The sequence below is a fragment of the Bacteroides sp. MSK.20.82 genome (assembly GCF_019052485.1).
Lineage (GTDB): Bacteria > Bacteroidota > Bacteroidia > Bacteroidales > Bacteroidaceae > Bacteroides > Bacteroides thetaiotaomicron.
The window spans coordinates 392,918-405,107 of the sequence record NZ_JAHQUN010000002.1; the positions used below are offsets into that span (position 1 = coordinate 392,918).

Annotated in this window: 14 protein-coding genes; 11 read left to right on the forward strand and 3 right to left on the reverse strand. The window is 50.1% G+C overall.

All coding sequences use genetic code 11. The features are described from left to right. Positions 1 to 45: 45 nt before the first annotated feature. From mobC to mobA, 3 genes are read right to left on the reverse strand one after another with little or no spacing between them, the layout of a single operon-like run. Positions 46 to 2,061 carry a conjugal transfer protein MobC gene (gene mobC, locus KTR07_RS03810; RefSeq protein ID WP_117981163.1) on the reverse strand — a complete coding sequence of 672 codons (2,016 nt, stop codon included), beginning with the start codon at positions 2,059 to 2,061 and terminating at the stop codon, positions 46 to 48. A gap of 12 nt (positions 2,062 to 2,073) precedes the next feature. Beyond that, positions 2,074 to 3,306 (reverse strand): conjugal transfer protein MobB, encoded by a 1,233-nt coding sequence (mobB, locus tag KTR07_RS03815; RefSeq protein ID WP_117981164.1) that lies wholly within the window; start codon positions 3,304 to 3,306, stop codon positions 2,074 to 2,076. Beyond that, entirely contained in the window at positions 3,291 to 3,704 is a 414-nt protein-coding gene (gene mobA / locus KTR07_RS03820) for a conjugal transfer protein MobA (protein ID WP_024999196.1), read from the reverse strand. The genes mobB and mobA overlap by 16 nt, the downstream gene beginning before the upstream one ends. Before the next feature lie 549 nt (positions 3,705 to 4,253). Between mobA and KTR07_RS03825 the strand changes: the two genes are divergently transcribed. The 11 genes from KTR07_RS03825 to KTR07_RS03875 all read left to right on the forward strand — a co-directional run bounded on the left by KTR07_RS03825 (position 4,254) and on the right by KTR07_RS03875 (position 12,190). Continuing rightward, the gene (locus tag KTR07_RS03825; protein ID WP_147399450.1) at positions 4,254 to 4,559 is read left to right on the forward strand and encodes a hypothetical protein; all 306 of its coding nucleotides are present in this window, start codon (positions 4,254 to 4,256) and stop codon (positions 4,557 to 4,559) included. A gap of 1 nt (position 4,560) precedes the next feature. Further along, the gene (locus KTR07_RS03830; RefSeq protein ID WP_117981165.1) at positions 4,561 to 5,343 is read left to right on the forward strand and encodes a ParA family protein; all 783 of its coding nucleotides are present in this window, start codon (positions 4,561 to 4,563) and stop codon (positions 5,341 to 5,343) included. Continuing rightward, positions 5,327 to 5,755, forward strand: a complete 429-nt coding sequence (locus tag KTR07_RS03835; protein WP_117981166.1) for a DUF3408 domain-containing protein — start codon at positions 5,327 to 5,329, stop codon at positions 5,753 to 5,755. The genes KTR07_RS03830 and KTR07_RS03835 overlap by 17 nt, the downstream gene beginning before the upstream one ends. A 25-nt stretch (positions 5,756 to 5,780) precedes the next feature. Beyond that, positions 5,781 to 6,134 carry a DUF3408 domain-containing protein gene (locus KTR07_RS03840; protein WP_117981197.1) on the forward strand — a complete coding sequence of 118 codons (354 nt, stop codon included), beginning with the start codon at positions 5,781 to 5,783 and terminating at the stop codon, positions 6,132 to 6,134. Beyond that, positions 6,131 to 6,724 carry a hypothetical protein gene (locus tag KTR07_RS03845; protein ID WP_117981167.1) on the forward strand — a complete coding sequence of 198 codons (594 nt, stop codon included), beginning with the start codon at positions 6,131 to 6,133 and terminating at the stop codon, positions 6,722 to 6,724. The genes KTR07_RS03840 and KTR07_RS03845 overlap by 4 nt, the downstream gene beginning before the upstream one ends. A gap of 29 nt (positions 6,725 to 6,753) precedes the next feature. Beyond that, complete coding sequence (locus KTR07_RS03850; protein ID WP_117981168.1) at positions 6,754 to 7,494, forward strand: ParA family protein; 741 nt, start codon at positions 6,754 to 6,756, stop codon at positions 7,492 to 7,494. Beyond that, positions 7,482 to 8,072 (forward strand): conjugal transfer protein, encoded by a 591-nt coding sequence (locus KTR07_RS03855; protein WP_117981169.1) that lies wholly within the window; start codon positions 7,482 to 7,484, stop codon positions 8,070 to 8,072. Before KTR07_RS03850 ends, KTR07_RS03855 begins: the two co-directional genes overlap by 13 nt. 174 nt (positions 8,073 to 8,246) lie before the next feature. Further along, a complete protein-coding gene (locus KTR07_RS03860; RefSeq protein WP_117981170.1) occupies positions 8,247 to 8,546 on the forward strand; it encodes a DUF4134 domain-containing protein in 300 nt (99 codons plus the stop codon). A 4-nt stretch (positions 8,547 to 8,550) separates the two neighbouring features. Further along, a complete protein-coding gene (locus tag KTR07_RS03865; protein WP_117981171.1) occupies positions 8,551 to 8,928 on the forward strand; it encodes a DUF4133 domain-containing protein in 378 nt (125 codons plus the stop codon). Beyond that, complete coding sequence (locus tag KTR07_RS03870; RefSeq protein ID WP_117981172.1) at positions 8,925 to 11,411, forward strand: TraG family conjugative transposon ATPase; 2,487 nt, start codon at positions 8,925 to 8,927, stop codon at positions 11,409 to 11,411. Before KTR07_RS03865 ends, KTR07_RS03870 begins: the two co-directional genes overlap by 4 nt. 149 nt (positions 11,412 to 11,560) lie before the next feature. Further along, complete coding sequence (locus KTR07_RS03875; RefSeq protein WP_181981925.1) at positions 11,561 to 12,190, forward strand: DUF4141 domain-containing protein; 630 nt, start codon at positions 11,561 to 11,563, stop codon at positions 12,188 to 12,190.

Genomic DNA, 12,190 nt, shown 5'->3' on the forward strand with positions numbered 1-12,190 from the left:
TACGATTTTCTACTCTCTTCATCAAATAAAAGGCATACCCATTTCTTATGATTTTTTGCTACTGAGCAACTTGGAAAGTTCCGGGTCATCAGCAATCCGTTGCAACTCCCGTTCCACGATTTCCCGAACCTCCGTCTTTACCCGGTCGTAGTTTGCCTTGATTTCCTGCTCCATCATATCCTCTCCGTTTTCATTCGTGAAGTCCGTCAGAACGGGTATCGGTCGGTAAGCGGCTGTTTCCTTTGCTACTTTGGCATTGTCCACCACAATCTCACAGTGGAATATCTTCTGCTCGATACGTTCGGAGAAGTTGTCGGCAACCGCTCCCACAAACATTCCCTGCGTGAGCGTGGAAATCTTGCTCTGCGGAATCAGGCTGTCCATCTGCGTGGAGATGGAGGTCGTCTTGTCGCTTCGGGTAATACTCATACTTTGCCTCTTTTGAAGCACTTTCCCGAAACGCTCCGATAAGGTCTTTGCCGTCTCGCCGACTACCTGACCTGAGAAAATGTTTCCGACGGTATTCATCACTACGGCTGCTTCCTTGTCTCCATAGTCACGCTTCAGCTGGGAGAAGTCCTGAAAGCCCAAGCATACCGCCACTTTGTTGCTACGTGCGGTAGCTATCAGATTGTCAAGCCCTTTGAAGTATATGGTAGGCAGCTCATCTATCAGCACGGAACTTTTCAGCATACCTTTCTTATTGATGAGCTTGACGATACGGCTGTTATACAACCCCAATGCCGCTCCGTAGATATTCTGTCTGTCGGGATTGTTCCCCACACAAAGGATTTTAGGCTCCTTGGGGTTATTGATGTCGAGTGTAAAATCATCGCCCGTCATAATCCAATAGAGTTGCGGACTTATCATCCTTGACAAAGGTATCTTGGCAGAAGCAATCTGTCCTTGCAACTGGTCAGCCGCCCCTCCGAGCCAAGCGTCCATGAAAGGAGAAAGATAGTTCTCCAATTCAGGATAAGAAGTTAGTATCGGGAATATGTCTTCGTATTTACGACAGAGAAACTCGATGGCGTGCGGAAAGGTACAATACTTGCCACCCTCAAAGATGCGGAGATACCAGATGATCGCAGCGAAGAGGACAATGGGCGACTCCACGAAGAAATCCCCTTGCTTCTGCACCCACGTCTTGTTGAGGTTGAGCATGATGGTGTACGCTGACTCGTAGGCATCTGAAATGTCGCTCATGAAATCGGGGTGTATCGGATTGCAGCGGTGCGACCGACGAGGGTCGTCGAAGTTGATCACGTAAAACTTCGGCTTGACCTTATATCCTTCCGAGTGATGCCGCAGATGGTTGTAAACAATCATGGAGAGGTCGGGATACTTGAAGTCGTAGCAGTAGATGGCAAAACCTTTTTCGATTTGCTGCTTGATAAAATTATTGATGATGGCATAGGACTTACCACTGCCCGGCGTTCCCAAGACGGAGACCGCACGGAAAGGATTCACCACGTTTATCCAGCCTCTGTTCCACTTCTTGCGATAATAGAAACGGGTCGGCAGATTGACCGAGTACTCGTTTTCCAATAGCCTTGTTTCCTGCATAAAGGATTCGTTCTCTTGATTGAAGACATCTTCCATCAGGTTGTTTTTGAGTAGTCGGCTCATGTAGAGTCCTGCCATCAGCAGGCACACATATCCAACAGTTATCGTAAAGGTATAGAGAGTTGCATTCGCCTCTATGGGCAGTGGCAAGGCAAGTATCCACCAATTGAGGAAGAAAAAGACAAAGCCGACGCCCATGAATGCCCCTATCTTCGACCATGTGATATGCTCCTCTTTCACACCTTTCGTACCCAGACAGGAAAGCCCCATCAGTACCAGCGCAAAGAGTTTGGTATAGAGCATATTTCCGAACAGTCCCGCCGTGCGGTGGAAATTCATCAGTATCCTGTCCACCACACCGATGTTCAGACCCCATAATTTGATGGCTTCGTAACAATACCAATAGAGATGGGCAACCACCAATATAATACTTACGGCACGCAGAAAATCCATGATTTTCGCCAGTGCCCTCAAATCGTCTTCTTGTTGTGACATAATCCGTTGTTTTTATAGTTTACGTTGTTTTCTTTTCTTCCGCTGCATCCTTCTTCTGAACTGCTCTTCCTCCCAATCCGTACCGTGATCCTCCAACGGCAGGTCAAGCAGACCACCCAATACGGAGTCTTCATCCGAGGTCGGAGTTTGGGAAAGATTACTTTTTTCACTCTGCTGTACAGAATCGGACAGTTCGGGATGCGGACGGTCAAACCACTCGGCAACGGCGTTTGCCGAAAGTTCCTTGCCCAATCGCGAGCCATTGACAACACAGCCGTTGTTATGGTCTATAAAGGTGACACCATAGATCCGACCTTCCACGTTCTCTCGGAAGATGACATCAATACCCCTGCGATGAAGGTTTCCCCTGAAATCCTCTCTTGTGGCAGAACGCTTTAATGCTCCAACTACGGCTGCTTTGGTCTTGGGTGCAAGATGCTTTTCTTTCAGTTTCTCCTTTGAAGCCTTGAACCTGTTTTGCAGGGCTTCATATCCGACAGACTTCCCAAAGAGAGAGGATTTGAACACTTTCCCGACTTTATTCCCCTTGTTATCCGTGGCAAAGTAGAGAAGTCCCATATAAGTCTTTCCGTTTACCTCCCCCTTGACCTCCTCCACGCATATATTATAGGTGGAAAGTAAGGCTCGGTATTCTTTGAAGCTCGGACAATGGTAGAACTTCGCTGCCGGTTTGATAACCGAAGCCAGTTGCTTTTTAAGATTCTCTCCGTCGCCGTAGCAGACTTTTTTCAGGCGAAACGCTTCTCTTTCCTTCCGCACCTGTGCAGGAATCAAACCGTACTTCTGTTCCAGTTCTTTGAGAATACGGGTGCTGGTATAGAAATTATTGCCATCGTTAATCTTCTTTCCCCGTTCATCGACGGCTAAGGTGACAATATGCAGGTGATGCCTGTCTATGTCCTCGTGCTTATAAACGATAAAGGGTTGATTAGCGTAGCCCATCTTTTCGATATACTCCCGTGCGATGGCAGAGAACTGCTCATCGGTAAGGGTGTCATCGGGATGCGGATTCAAGGAGATGTGTATAACCGGTTTTTTAGTGAGGACATGACTCGGCATATATGCCATAAAGTCCTGCATACAGGCAGATATATTGTGTGTTCCATCAACCGGAGAGAACACTTTGTTGGTATCCAAAATCTTGGCAACGCCCTCGTTCACCTTCTCTCCATTGTACGCCAAAGCACCGTAAAGGGAATTGCCATAGTTTATCTTTGCGACCATTTCTCCTGAAATTCACGGGTAAGTTGTACGATTTCGCCTCCGATAGCCGCCAATTCAAGAGTCAGTTTCTCCAGTTGGGCAAGCATGGCGTAGGCTTTTTTCTCGGTGAAATTACTCTTTAAGGCGACCACAGCTTGGTTATAATTTACTCCCACGCTGCGAAACTGTCCGTACAAAGTCGTCAGTTTTTGGTAGTAATCGAGCAGCGAGCGATCCACTTTTATTACCCGAAAAGTCTCATCAAAGACCCTTGCTTTGATGAAAACCGCTCTGTTCGGGACTCCTGATTGCTCATAAAGCGTCAGGAAACGCGCAAACTCCGTGTCCGTAAACCGAACCATGCAACAATGGTTGGCTTTCTCTTTTTTCAAGGGTCTCCCCACATGTCTTTTTGTCATTTTACTTTGGATTTTAATGGTTTGTATTTCTCTCTAAGGGGACAGATGTGCAAAGCACGATGGAGTCCCTTTCGGGAGGTTTCACGGCATCACCGGCATTCAAGACAAGTCATTCTCTCTTCCAGGAAAAAACGACTTCGGAGTTTTTTCAGCCCTCTGCAAGAGCAAGAGTTCTGAGTTACCGAATTTATTTCGGGTAACGCAGGACATATCTTGCTATTTGCTCCGGCGCAAATAAATCCGTCTGCGAAGGACGGAAGTCGAGTCTCTCAAAAAAGAACGCTTCATGCCTCGAAAACTTCGGCTTACCGCTTGGGTGCAAAGTTACTAAGCCTTGTGCCTAAGTCACTTATCTTTTACGAAGCCACAAATACGCAAATCGAAGCCACAAGTACGCAGTTAGCAAAAAGGGCAGAAACAAGGGGGTAAAGGCTTCTATATTTGCCCCGTCGGATGGTTGTTTGCGGGGCGGTGGACATACCTGCCTGCCCAAGTCTAAAAACCAGTCCGCAGCCATTTGAACAGACAATTACGGAAATGGAAATAGAAATGAGAATATGTACAAGTTATTGCACCCGTCGCCCCTTGTACCCTTGCGCAAGGGTACAAGGGCGGACGTATGGATGGGTGGACGTGTGCAAGTATGACTCCCGTCATATAGCTCCACCCTTATACAGGGAGGGACATATCCCGAAAGGCGAGTCTGTGTTCCTTTATCGGAATGCCTCGCCGTATGCCTGTCCGGGGATTTATTCCCTCACAGACTCGTTTCCATATCTGCCTTTTCAAGGAAACAAGCCAAGGCGTGCATGCGCCTTTCCTCACATATATGTAGAACCATTAAACAGAAAATGAAATGAAAAAGAAACCTGTTTTCATTGCCTTCTCCACCCAAAAGGGCGGTGTCGGCAAAACGACCTTTACGGTCTTGACGGCGAGTTACCTGCACTATGCCTGCGGGTACAACCTTATTGTGGTGGATTGCGACTATCCGCAATTCAGCATCAATGCCATGCGCCAGCGTGACGCACAGGGCGTTGATCGCAACCCCGCGCTGCAAGAATTGGCAGCCACCCAATTCTCCGAGTTGCAAAAGCCCACATACACCATCCTTTGTGCCACGGCAGAGGCAGCCGTGGATACGGTCAGGGAGTATCTAGAGACGCACGAACCGGATACGGATTTCGTCTTTTTTGACCTGCCCGGAACCATCAACAATGACGGTGTACTGACCACCCTCTCCGGTATGGATTATATTTTCACACCCATTTCTGCCGACCGTATCTCCTTGGAAAGCACGCTGAGCTTTTCAGCCATCATCAAGGAGGCGATAACCGACAATACAGACACTGCCAACAAAGGGATTTACCTCTTTTGGAACATGGTGGACGGCAGAGAGAAAACACCCCTCTATGCGATGTATGAAAAGGTCATTGCCGAGTTGGGACTTCCTCTCTTGAAGACGGTAGTTCCCAATACGACCCGCTACAAAAAGGAAGTGATGGATGAGGGTACGACCCTCTTCCGTTCGACTATTTTTCCTGCCTCCCGCACGCTGCTCAGAGGCAGTCGTCTGAAAGAGCTTGTGGAGGAAATCCTGTCCATCGTAAAACCTGAAGTGTATGGCAGAGAAGAATAAAGGGGCGATAGATCCCGTCGCCATCCGGGAACTGATTTCGCAGGGTATCCCGATGAAAAAGAAAGAGAGTGAGATGATACCGCCTGCCTCCGTCGAAGAGGTGGATGTGTCTGTTCCGGAAACACGGAAAGAGGTCTCGGAAGAACTGCAACTTCCCATCCGAACACGTCGCAAGAATCCCGCCAAAGGAGATTACATCTCACTCTTCATGCACCGCAATGACCTGTATGACCGCAAGGCAATCTACATCTCCAAAGAGTTGCAGGACAAACTCTCGGAAATCGTCCTCTTCATCCGAAAGAGGGAGATGACATTGGGCATGTACGTGGAAAACATCCTGCTCAAACATTTGGAGGATTACAAGGAAGAAATCAACCGATTAAGTGAAAAGAACTTCAAGAAATTATTGTGATATGAAACAGAAAACAAACCGACCAATGGCAGGCAAAGAGTCCTGCAGAGAACGAAAAAGCGTCTCTTCCAAAGTAACCATCCGTAACTCCACCACGCTCATCGAGCATTCCGAGGGACATCCTACAGGTCTCCTTCAGGAAGAGAAGAGCGATTATGAAACCGCCTTTCTTCAGCCCCTGAACATCGGAGACCGAAAGGGGGTGTTCATTTCCAAAAAGACACAGGAAGAGATTGCCGAAATCGTCTATGTGGCAGCCGCAGGCAGACTGACGATTGGAGCATTCGTGGAACATATCCTCCGGCATCATTTGGAGATGCACCGCGACGAGATAGACGCCTTGTTCGAACAACAATTCCGTAAACGTTTCGAGCGATGAAGCAGGTCATCTTTATTCTGCTGTCGGTAGGCTTAGCCTATCTCGGCAGCGTACAGGTTGCCCGCTTCCTGTACGGACGCTATCGGAGTGCTGTAAGACTCTACCGTGACTTGCAACTCTTTTTCAGGGAACGAGGCAAGGGAAAATTCGTCGTCACCATCCGCATCCCTAGAAGGGAACTGTTCCAAGAGGAGAATGTCCTTTTAGCCGAGTTGCCCATTGAAGAAGAGCAACACGAAGAACAAGCGCCTGAAACGGGAATGTCAGAAGAAATCTCGCAAGTCGGTATCGAAGAGGAAGAAGATTATGTCTTGGTGGAAGTCCAAGGTGAAAGCTACTCCCTCTCGGAAAGCATCACAGCGGAAGAACTGCAACAAATGGGCAGTGTCCTCTCTTGTAAGAATGCCCCGATAGAGGAAGCCGCAAAAGCCGCCGAAACTATCTATAAGATACACGACTCACCGATGTTCCAAGCGATTAAGAAAGCAGCCGGGGAACGTGTCCGCGAGCTGCTGGAGCGCGTTGCCGAAGAAGCTCCGAAAGAGGTTCAGTCAGGCAACTTCGATTACAAACGATTTATCAAGACATAGTATTCACCCACTCAAAGAAAAGAGAAAATATGAGTAAACCCATTTATCTTGCCATCGCTTCCCCCAAGGGTGGTGTCGGCAAAACCTCGCTTACGGTACTTACCGCAAGCATTCTGCATTACCACAGAGGATGCGATGTCGCCGTCGTGGATTGCAACCATCCCGCCCATACAATCGCCCGTCTGCGGCAGCAAGAGTCGGAAGAACTAAATCATCAAAGCCTGATGCATCTGAAACATCGGACACCCTGCACCCCTTATCCGATTATCTGCACTCCGGTGCGGGAAGCCCTGAACCGAGTGGAGCGGCACTGTGTGGACAATCCTCCTCGCTGCATCCTCTTCGACCTCCCTCCATTGATGCGTACCGAAGGAACTGTAGAACTGCTTTCAGCAATGGATGCCGTCGTCTTTCCCGTTACGGGCAGTCCGATGGATATGGAAGCCGTCCGCCATTTCATCGACATCTTGGGAGAGCAGATATTGACTATGGGAAAGGGCAATATCCGTGAGCTTTACCTGCTCCGCACTATGATACAGGCTTGGGAACGTGAGGAAGCCGACGAACGCTGTCGCACCCTTGCCGATGAAACGGGAGCATTGCTGATGCAGACCTCATTGAGCCACTCCCGTTTGTATCGTCCGCTGCTTTCCGAGCATAGGAGAGGGGTCTGTACCCTCCTTCCGCCCTATGGAGGGAAGTTGAGCAGGCTCTGTAATCAGTTAGGTGATGAACTTCACGAAATCCTGCAACGCCTATGTACCGAATAGTCCTTGCCGCTCTCTTGCTCTATCTCCTGTGGCTATTTCTTTTTCTCTCGTATGAACGAAGAAAGAGAAAGAACAGAGCAAAAGAGAAAAAAACTTGTCAAGCGGTCAGTGAAGCGGAAACCATCGGTAAAAGTCGCTTCAAGCTCAGCCACTCGACGCCACAAGTACGCAGTTATCCAAAAGGCGAGGCGGAAGCAAAAAAGGCTTCTACATTTGCCCTCGAAAACGGACAAGAGCCATCGCAAGAGCCGGATGATCTGCCCGACATAGATGAGATTCCTTTAACGTATGAGTCCTCCGATTCTCCACCCTTTGAAGAGGAGGACGAGGAACTTCCCATACAGGGGGAAAGCGAATACGCCATGGGAATTGATTTTGAACGGGTGCTGGAAGCCTTGTCGGTCATTCACCGCCACGCCCACACCGAAGCAGAGCGACAGCGAACCGGCGATACGCTGAGTGAGTTGGAAGGAACCCGTCTGATGGAAACACTCCGAAGCGATGAGAAACGCTCGGCCACGATCGATGAGATCATCCGTGCCCGTTTCGAGGAACTTTACAGCGGTGAAAAGGCATAACGTCCCTTCCGAACGGTCTTGACCCAATCGTATGAACCCTTTAATGCAACAGAAGCAATGAAAGAAAAAGAGTACGGCTGACTCTCAGAGAGCCACCACTAACATCCGAAAGTAACAACAGTATTCATCCGTCGGGAGGACATATCCAATCCTCTCGACACAAAACAAAGATTTATGACCAAGAAACATTTTCTTATCGCAGCCATTCTGCTGCTTTCCATTTCCTCTGCCTTTGCCCAAGGCAACGGTTTGTCGGGTATCAACCAAGCGACAAGCATGGTGACGAGCTATTTCGACCCTGCCACGAAACTCATTTATGCCATCGGTGCGGTCGTGGGACTTATCGGAGGGGTAAAGGTCTACTCAAAGTTCTCGTCCGGAGATCCCGACACCTCAAAGACCGCCGCAAGCTGGTTCGGAGCGTGTATTTTCCTCATCGTGGCAGCCACCATCCTGAGAAGTTTCTTCCTCTAAGCCTATGGAGACCTATCCCATCAACAAGGGAATCGGTCGCTCGGTAGAGTTTCAGGGACTCAAAAGCCAATACCTGTTCATTTTCGCCGGAGGGCTTCTCGCCCTTTTCGTGCTGTTTGTCATCCTCTATATGGCGGGTGTCAATCAATGGATCTGTATCGGCTTCGGAGGGACTGCCGCATCCGTTCTGGTGTGGCAGACCTTCTCCCTGAACAGGAAGTACGGGGAACACGGGCTGATGAAGCGTTCCGCGCTGCGCAGCCATCCCCGCTATCTTATCAACCGACGACGCATTCCCCGTCTACTGCGGCACAAGGAACTGCCGAGACGAAAGAGAAGAGAGAATAAAAGAATGAACGAAGGAAAGGAGGAGAAAGAATGAGAAACATCTTAAAAGCCACCACGCTGGAAAACCGCTTCCCGCTGCTTGCCGTCGAAGAGGGGTGCATCCTCTCAAAGGATGCCGACATCACGGTCGCCTTCCGGGTCGAGCTTCCCGAACTCTATACGGTGACGAGCGCGGAGTATGCCGCCATTCATTCGGCTTGGGTAAAAGCAATCAAAGTGTTGCCGACCTACAGTGTCGTACACAAGCAGGACTGGTTTGTCAAGGAGGGCTACCGTCCGGACTTGCAGAAGGAGGAGATGAGTTTCCTCTCCCGCAGTTTCGAGCGGCACTTCAACGAGCGACCCTTCCTGAACCACGCCTGCTACCTGTTCCTGACCAAGACGACCAAGAACCGTAGCCGGCAGCAGAGCAATTTTTCCACGCTCTGCCGTGGGCACATCATCCCCAAGGAGGTACGAGACAAGGATACCGCCCGCAAGTTCATCGAAGCGACCGAGCAGTTTGAGCGGATTATGAACGAGTGCGGTTTTGTTCGTCTTACCCGACTGAACGACGAAGAGATTGTCGGCACGGAGGAAAAGCCGGGACTGATAGAGAAGTATTTCTCGCTCTCCCTCTCCGACACGACGGTATTGGAGGACATCGACCCGAGAGCCGACCGTATGCGTATCGGCAACAAGCGGCTCTGCCTGCATACGCTCTCCGATACGGAAGACCTGCCCGGACTGGTCGGTACGGATATGCGTTACGAACGTCTCTCCACCGACCGCAGCGACTGCCGCCTCTCCTTCGCTGCTCCCGTAGGACTGTTGCTGCCGTGCAGCCATATCTACAACCAGTATGTGCTGATTGACGACAGTGCGGAGAACCTGCAACGCTTCGAGAAGAACGCACGGAACATGCACTCGCTCTCCCGTTACAGTCGATCCAATCAAATCAACAAACAATGGATAGACGAGTATCTGAATGAGGCACACAGCTTCGGACTCACTTCAGTTCGCTGCCATTGCAATGTCTTGGCGTGGAGCGAGGATGAGGAGGAACTCCGCCGTATCCGCAACGATGTGGGCAGTCAGCTGGCTCTGATGGAGTGCAAGCCTCGGCACAACACGGTGGACGTACCGACGCTCTTCTGGGCGGCCATTCCCGGCAATGAAGCCGACTTTCCCGCAGAAGAAAGCTTTTACACGTTCATCGAACAGGCGGTCTGCTTTTTCAACGAGGAGACCAACTACCGTGATTCGCTCTCGCCGTTCGGCATCAAAATGGCAGACCGCAGCGGCAAGCCGATTCATCTCGACATCTCCGACCTGCCGATGAAGCAAGGCATCACCACGAACCGCAACAAGTTCATCTTGGGGCCATCGGGTTCGGGCAAGTCGTTCTTCACCAACCACCTGTTAAGGCAGTACTGGGAGCAGAACACCCATATCGTCTTGGTAGACACGGGAAACAGTTATCAGGGCTTGTGCGAGATGATACGCCACAAGACGCAGGGAGAGGACGGGGTTTATTTCACCTATTCGGATGAGAGCCCCATCAGTTTCAATCCGTTCTATACGACGGATAAGGTATTCGACGTGGAGAAACGGGAGAGCATCAAGACCCTGCTGCTGACCCTTTGGAAAAAGGACAACGAGCCTGCCACCCGTTCGGAGGAGGTCGCCCTCTCCAATGCCGTGTCGCTCTTTATCGAGCGTATCAAGACGGATGATGGCATCGTTCCCTCGTTCAACAGCTTTTACGAGTATCTCACCACCGATTATTCGGCTCTGCTTCGTGAGAAAAAGGTCAGGGAAAAGGATTTTGACCTTGCTAACTTTCTCAACGTGCTGGAGCCGTACTACAAAGGTGGAGAATATGACTACCTGCTGAACTCGGACAAGCAGCTTGACCTGCTTAACGCCCGCTTTATCGTCTTCGAAATCGACGCGATAAAGGATCATCCCATCCTTTTCCCCATCACGACCATCATCATAATGGAACTCTTCATCAATAAGATGCGAAGGCTGAAGGGAATACGGAAGGTCATCCTCATCGAGGAGGCTTGGAAGGCGATTGCCTCTGCAAATATGGCAGGGTATATAAAATACCTCTACAAGACGGTACGAAAGTTTTTCGGCGAGGCGGTCGTGGTGACACAGGAGGTGGACGACATCATTCAGTCGCCTATTGTCAAGGAAAGTATCATCAACAACTCCGACTGCAAAATACTGCTCGATCAGCGCAAGTACATGAACAAGTTCGACCAGATTCAGGCACTCTTGGGACTGACGGACAAGGAGCGAGGACAAATCCTCTCCATCAACCAGAGCAACGATGCCACACGGTCGTACAAGGAGGTGTGGATCGGACTGGGCGGCGTGCAGTCCGCCGTCTATGCCACCGAAGTGTCGAAAGCCGAATACCTCACCTATACGACGGAGGAGACCGAGAAGATGCGGGTGCTTGCCCGTGCCGAGCGGCTTGGCGGCAACATGGAACTTGCCGTCAGGCAGCTCGCCGAAGAAGAGTAATCAATGAAAGTTTAACCGCGTGATACTACAAGTCCGAAAAATATGACATCATATCCTCGAAAATATGACGTCATATTTCAAGAAAACAGACGTCATATTTTCCCGAGCGAGTCAAGCGGCATTGTATCCACGCAAAATCAATTCGTAAAATGAGAAAGAAAATTTTAATGCTTATCACGTGCGGTTGCCTCTGGGTAGGCAGCGCACACGCCCAATGGGTGGTCACAGACCCCACCAACCTTGCACAGAGCATCATCAACACGACCAAGGAAATCGTGCAGACCTCCAAAACGGTCAAGAACACGCTCGACAATTTCAAAGAGGTGGAGAAGCTCTACAATGAGAGCAAGAAATACTATGATGCCCTGAAAAGGGTGAACGACCTCGTGCGGGATGCCCAACGGGTGAAGGAGACCATCCTGATGGTCGGGGAAATCTCCGACATCTATGTGAACAACTACAAGAAGATGCTCTCCGACCCGAACTTCCGCCCGGAGGAGCTGGTCGCCATTGCCAACGGTTACACCAAACTGCTCGGAGAGAGCAACAACCTGCTCAAGGAACTGAAGCAGGTGGTGAACATCACCACGCTGAAGATGACCGACAAGGAGCGTATGGACGTGGTGGATCGCTGCTACAAGGAGGTGAGGGACTACCGTAACCTCGTGCGTTACTACACGAACAAGAACATCTCCGTAAGCTACCTCAGAGCCAAGAAGCAGCAGGATACCAACCGTGTGCTCTCACTCTATGGAACGGACAACGAAAGGTATTGGTAG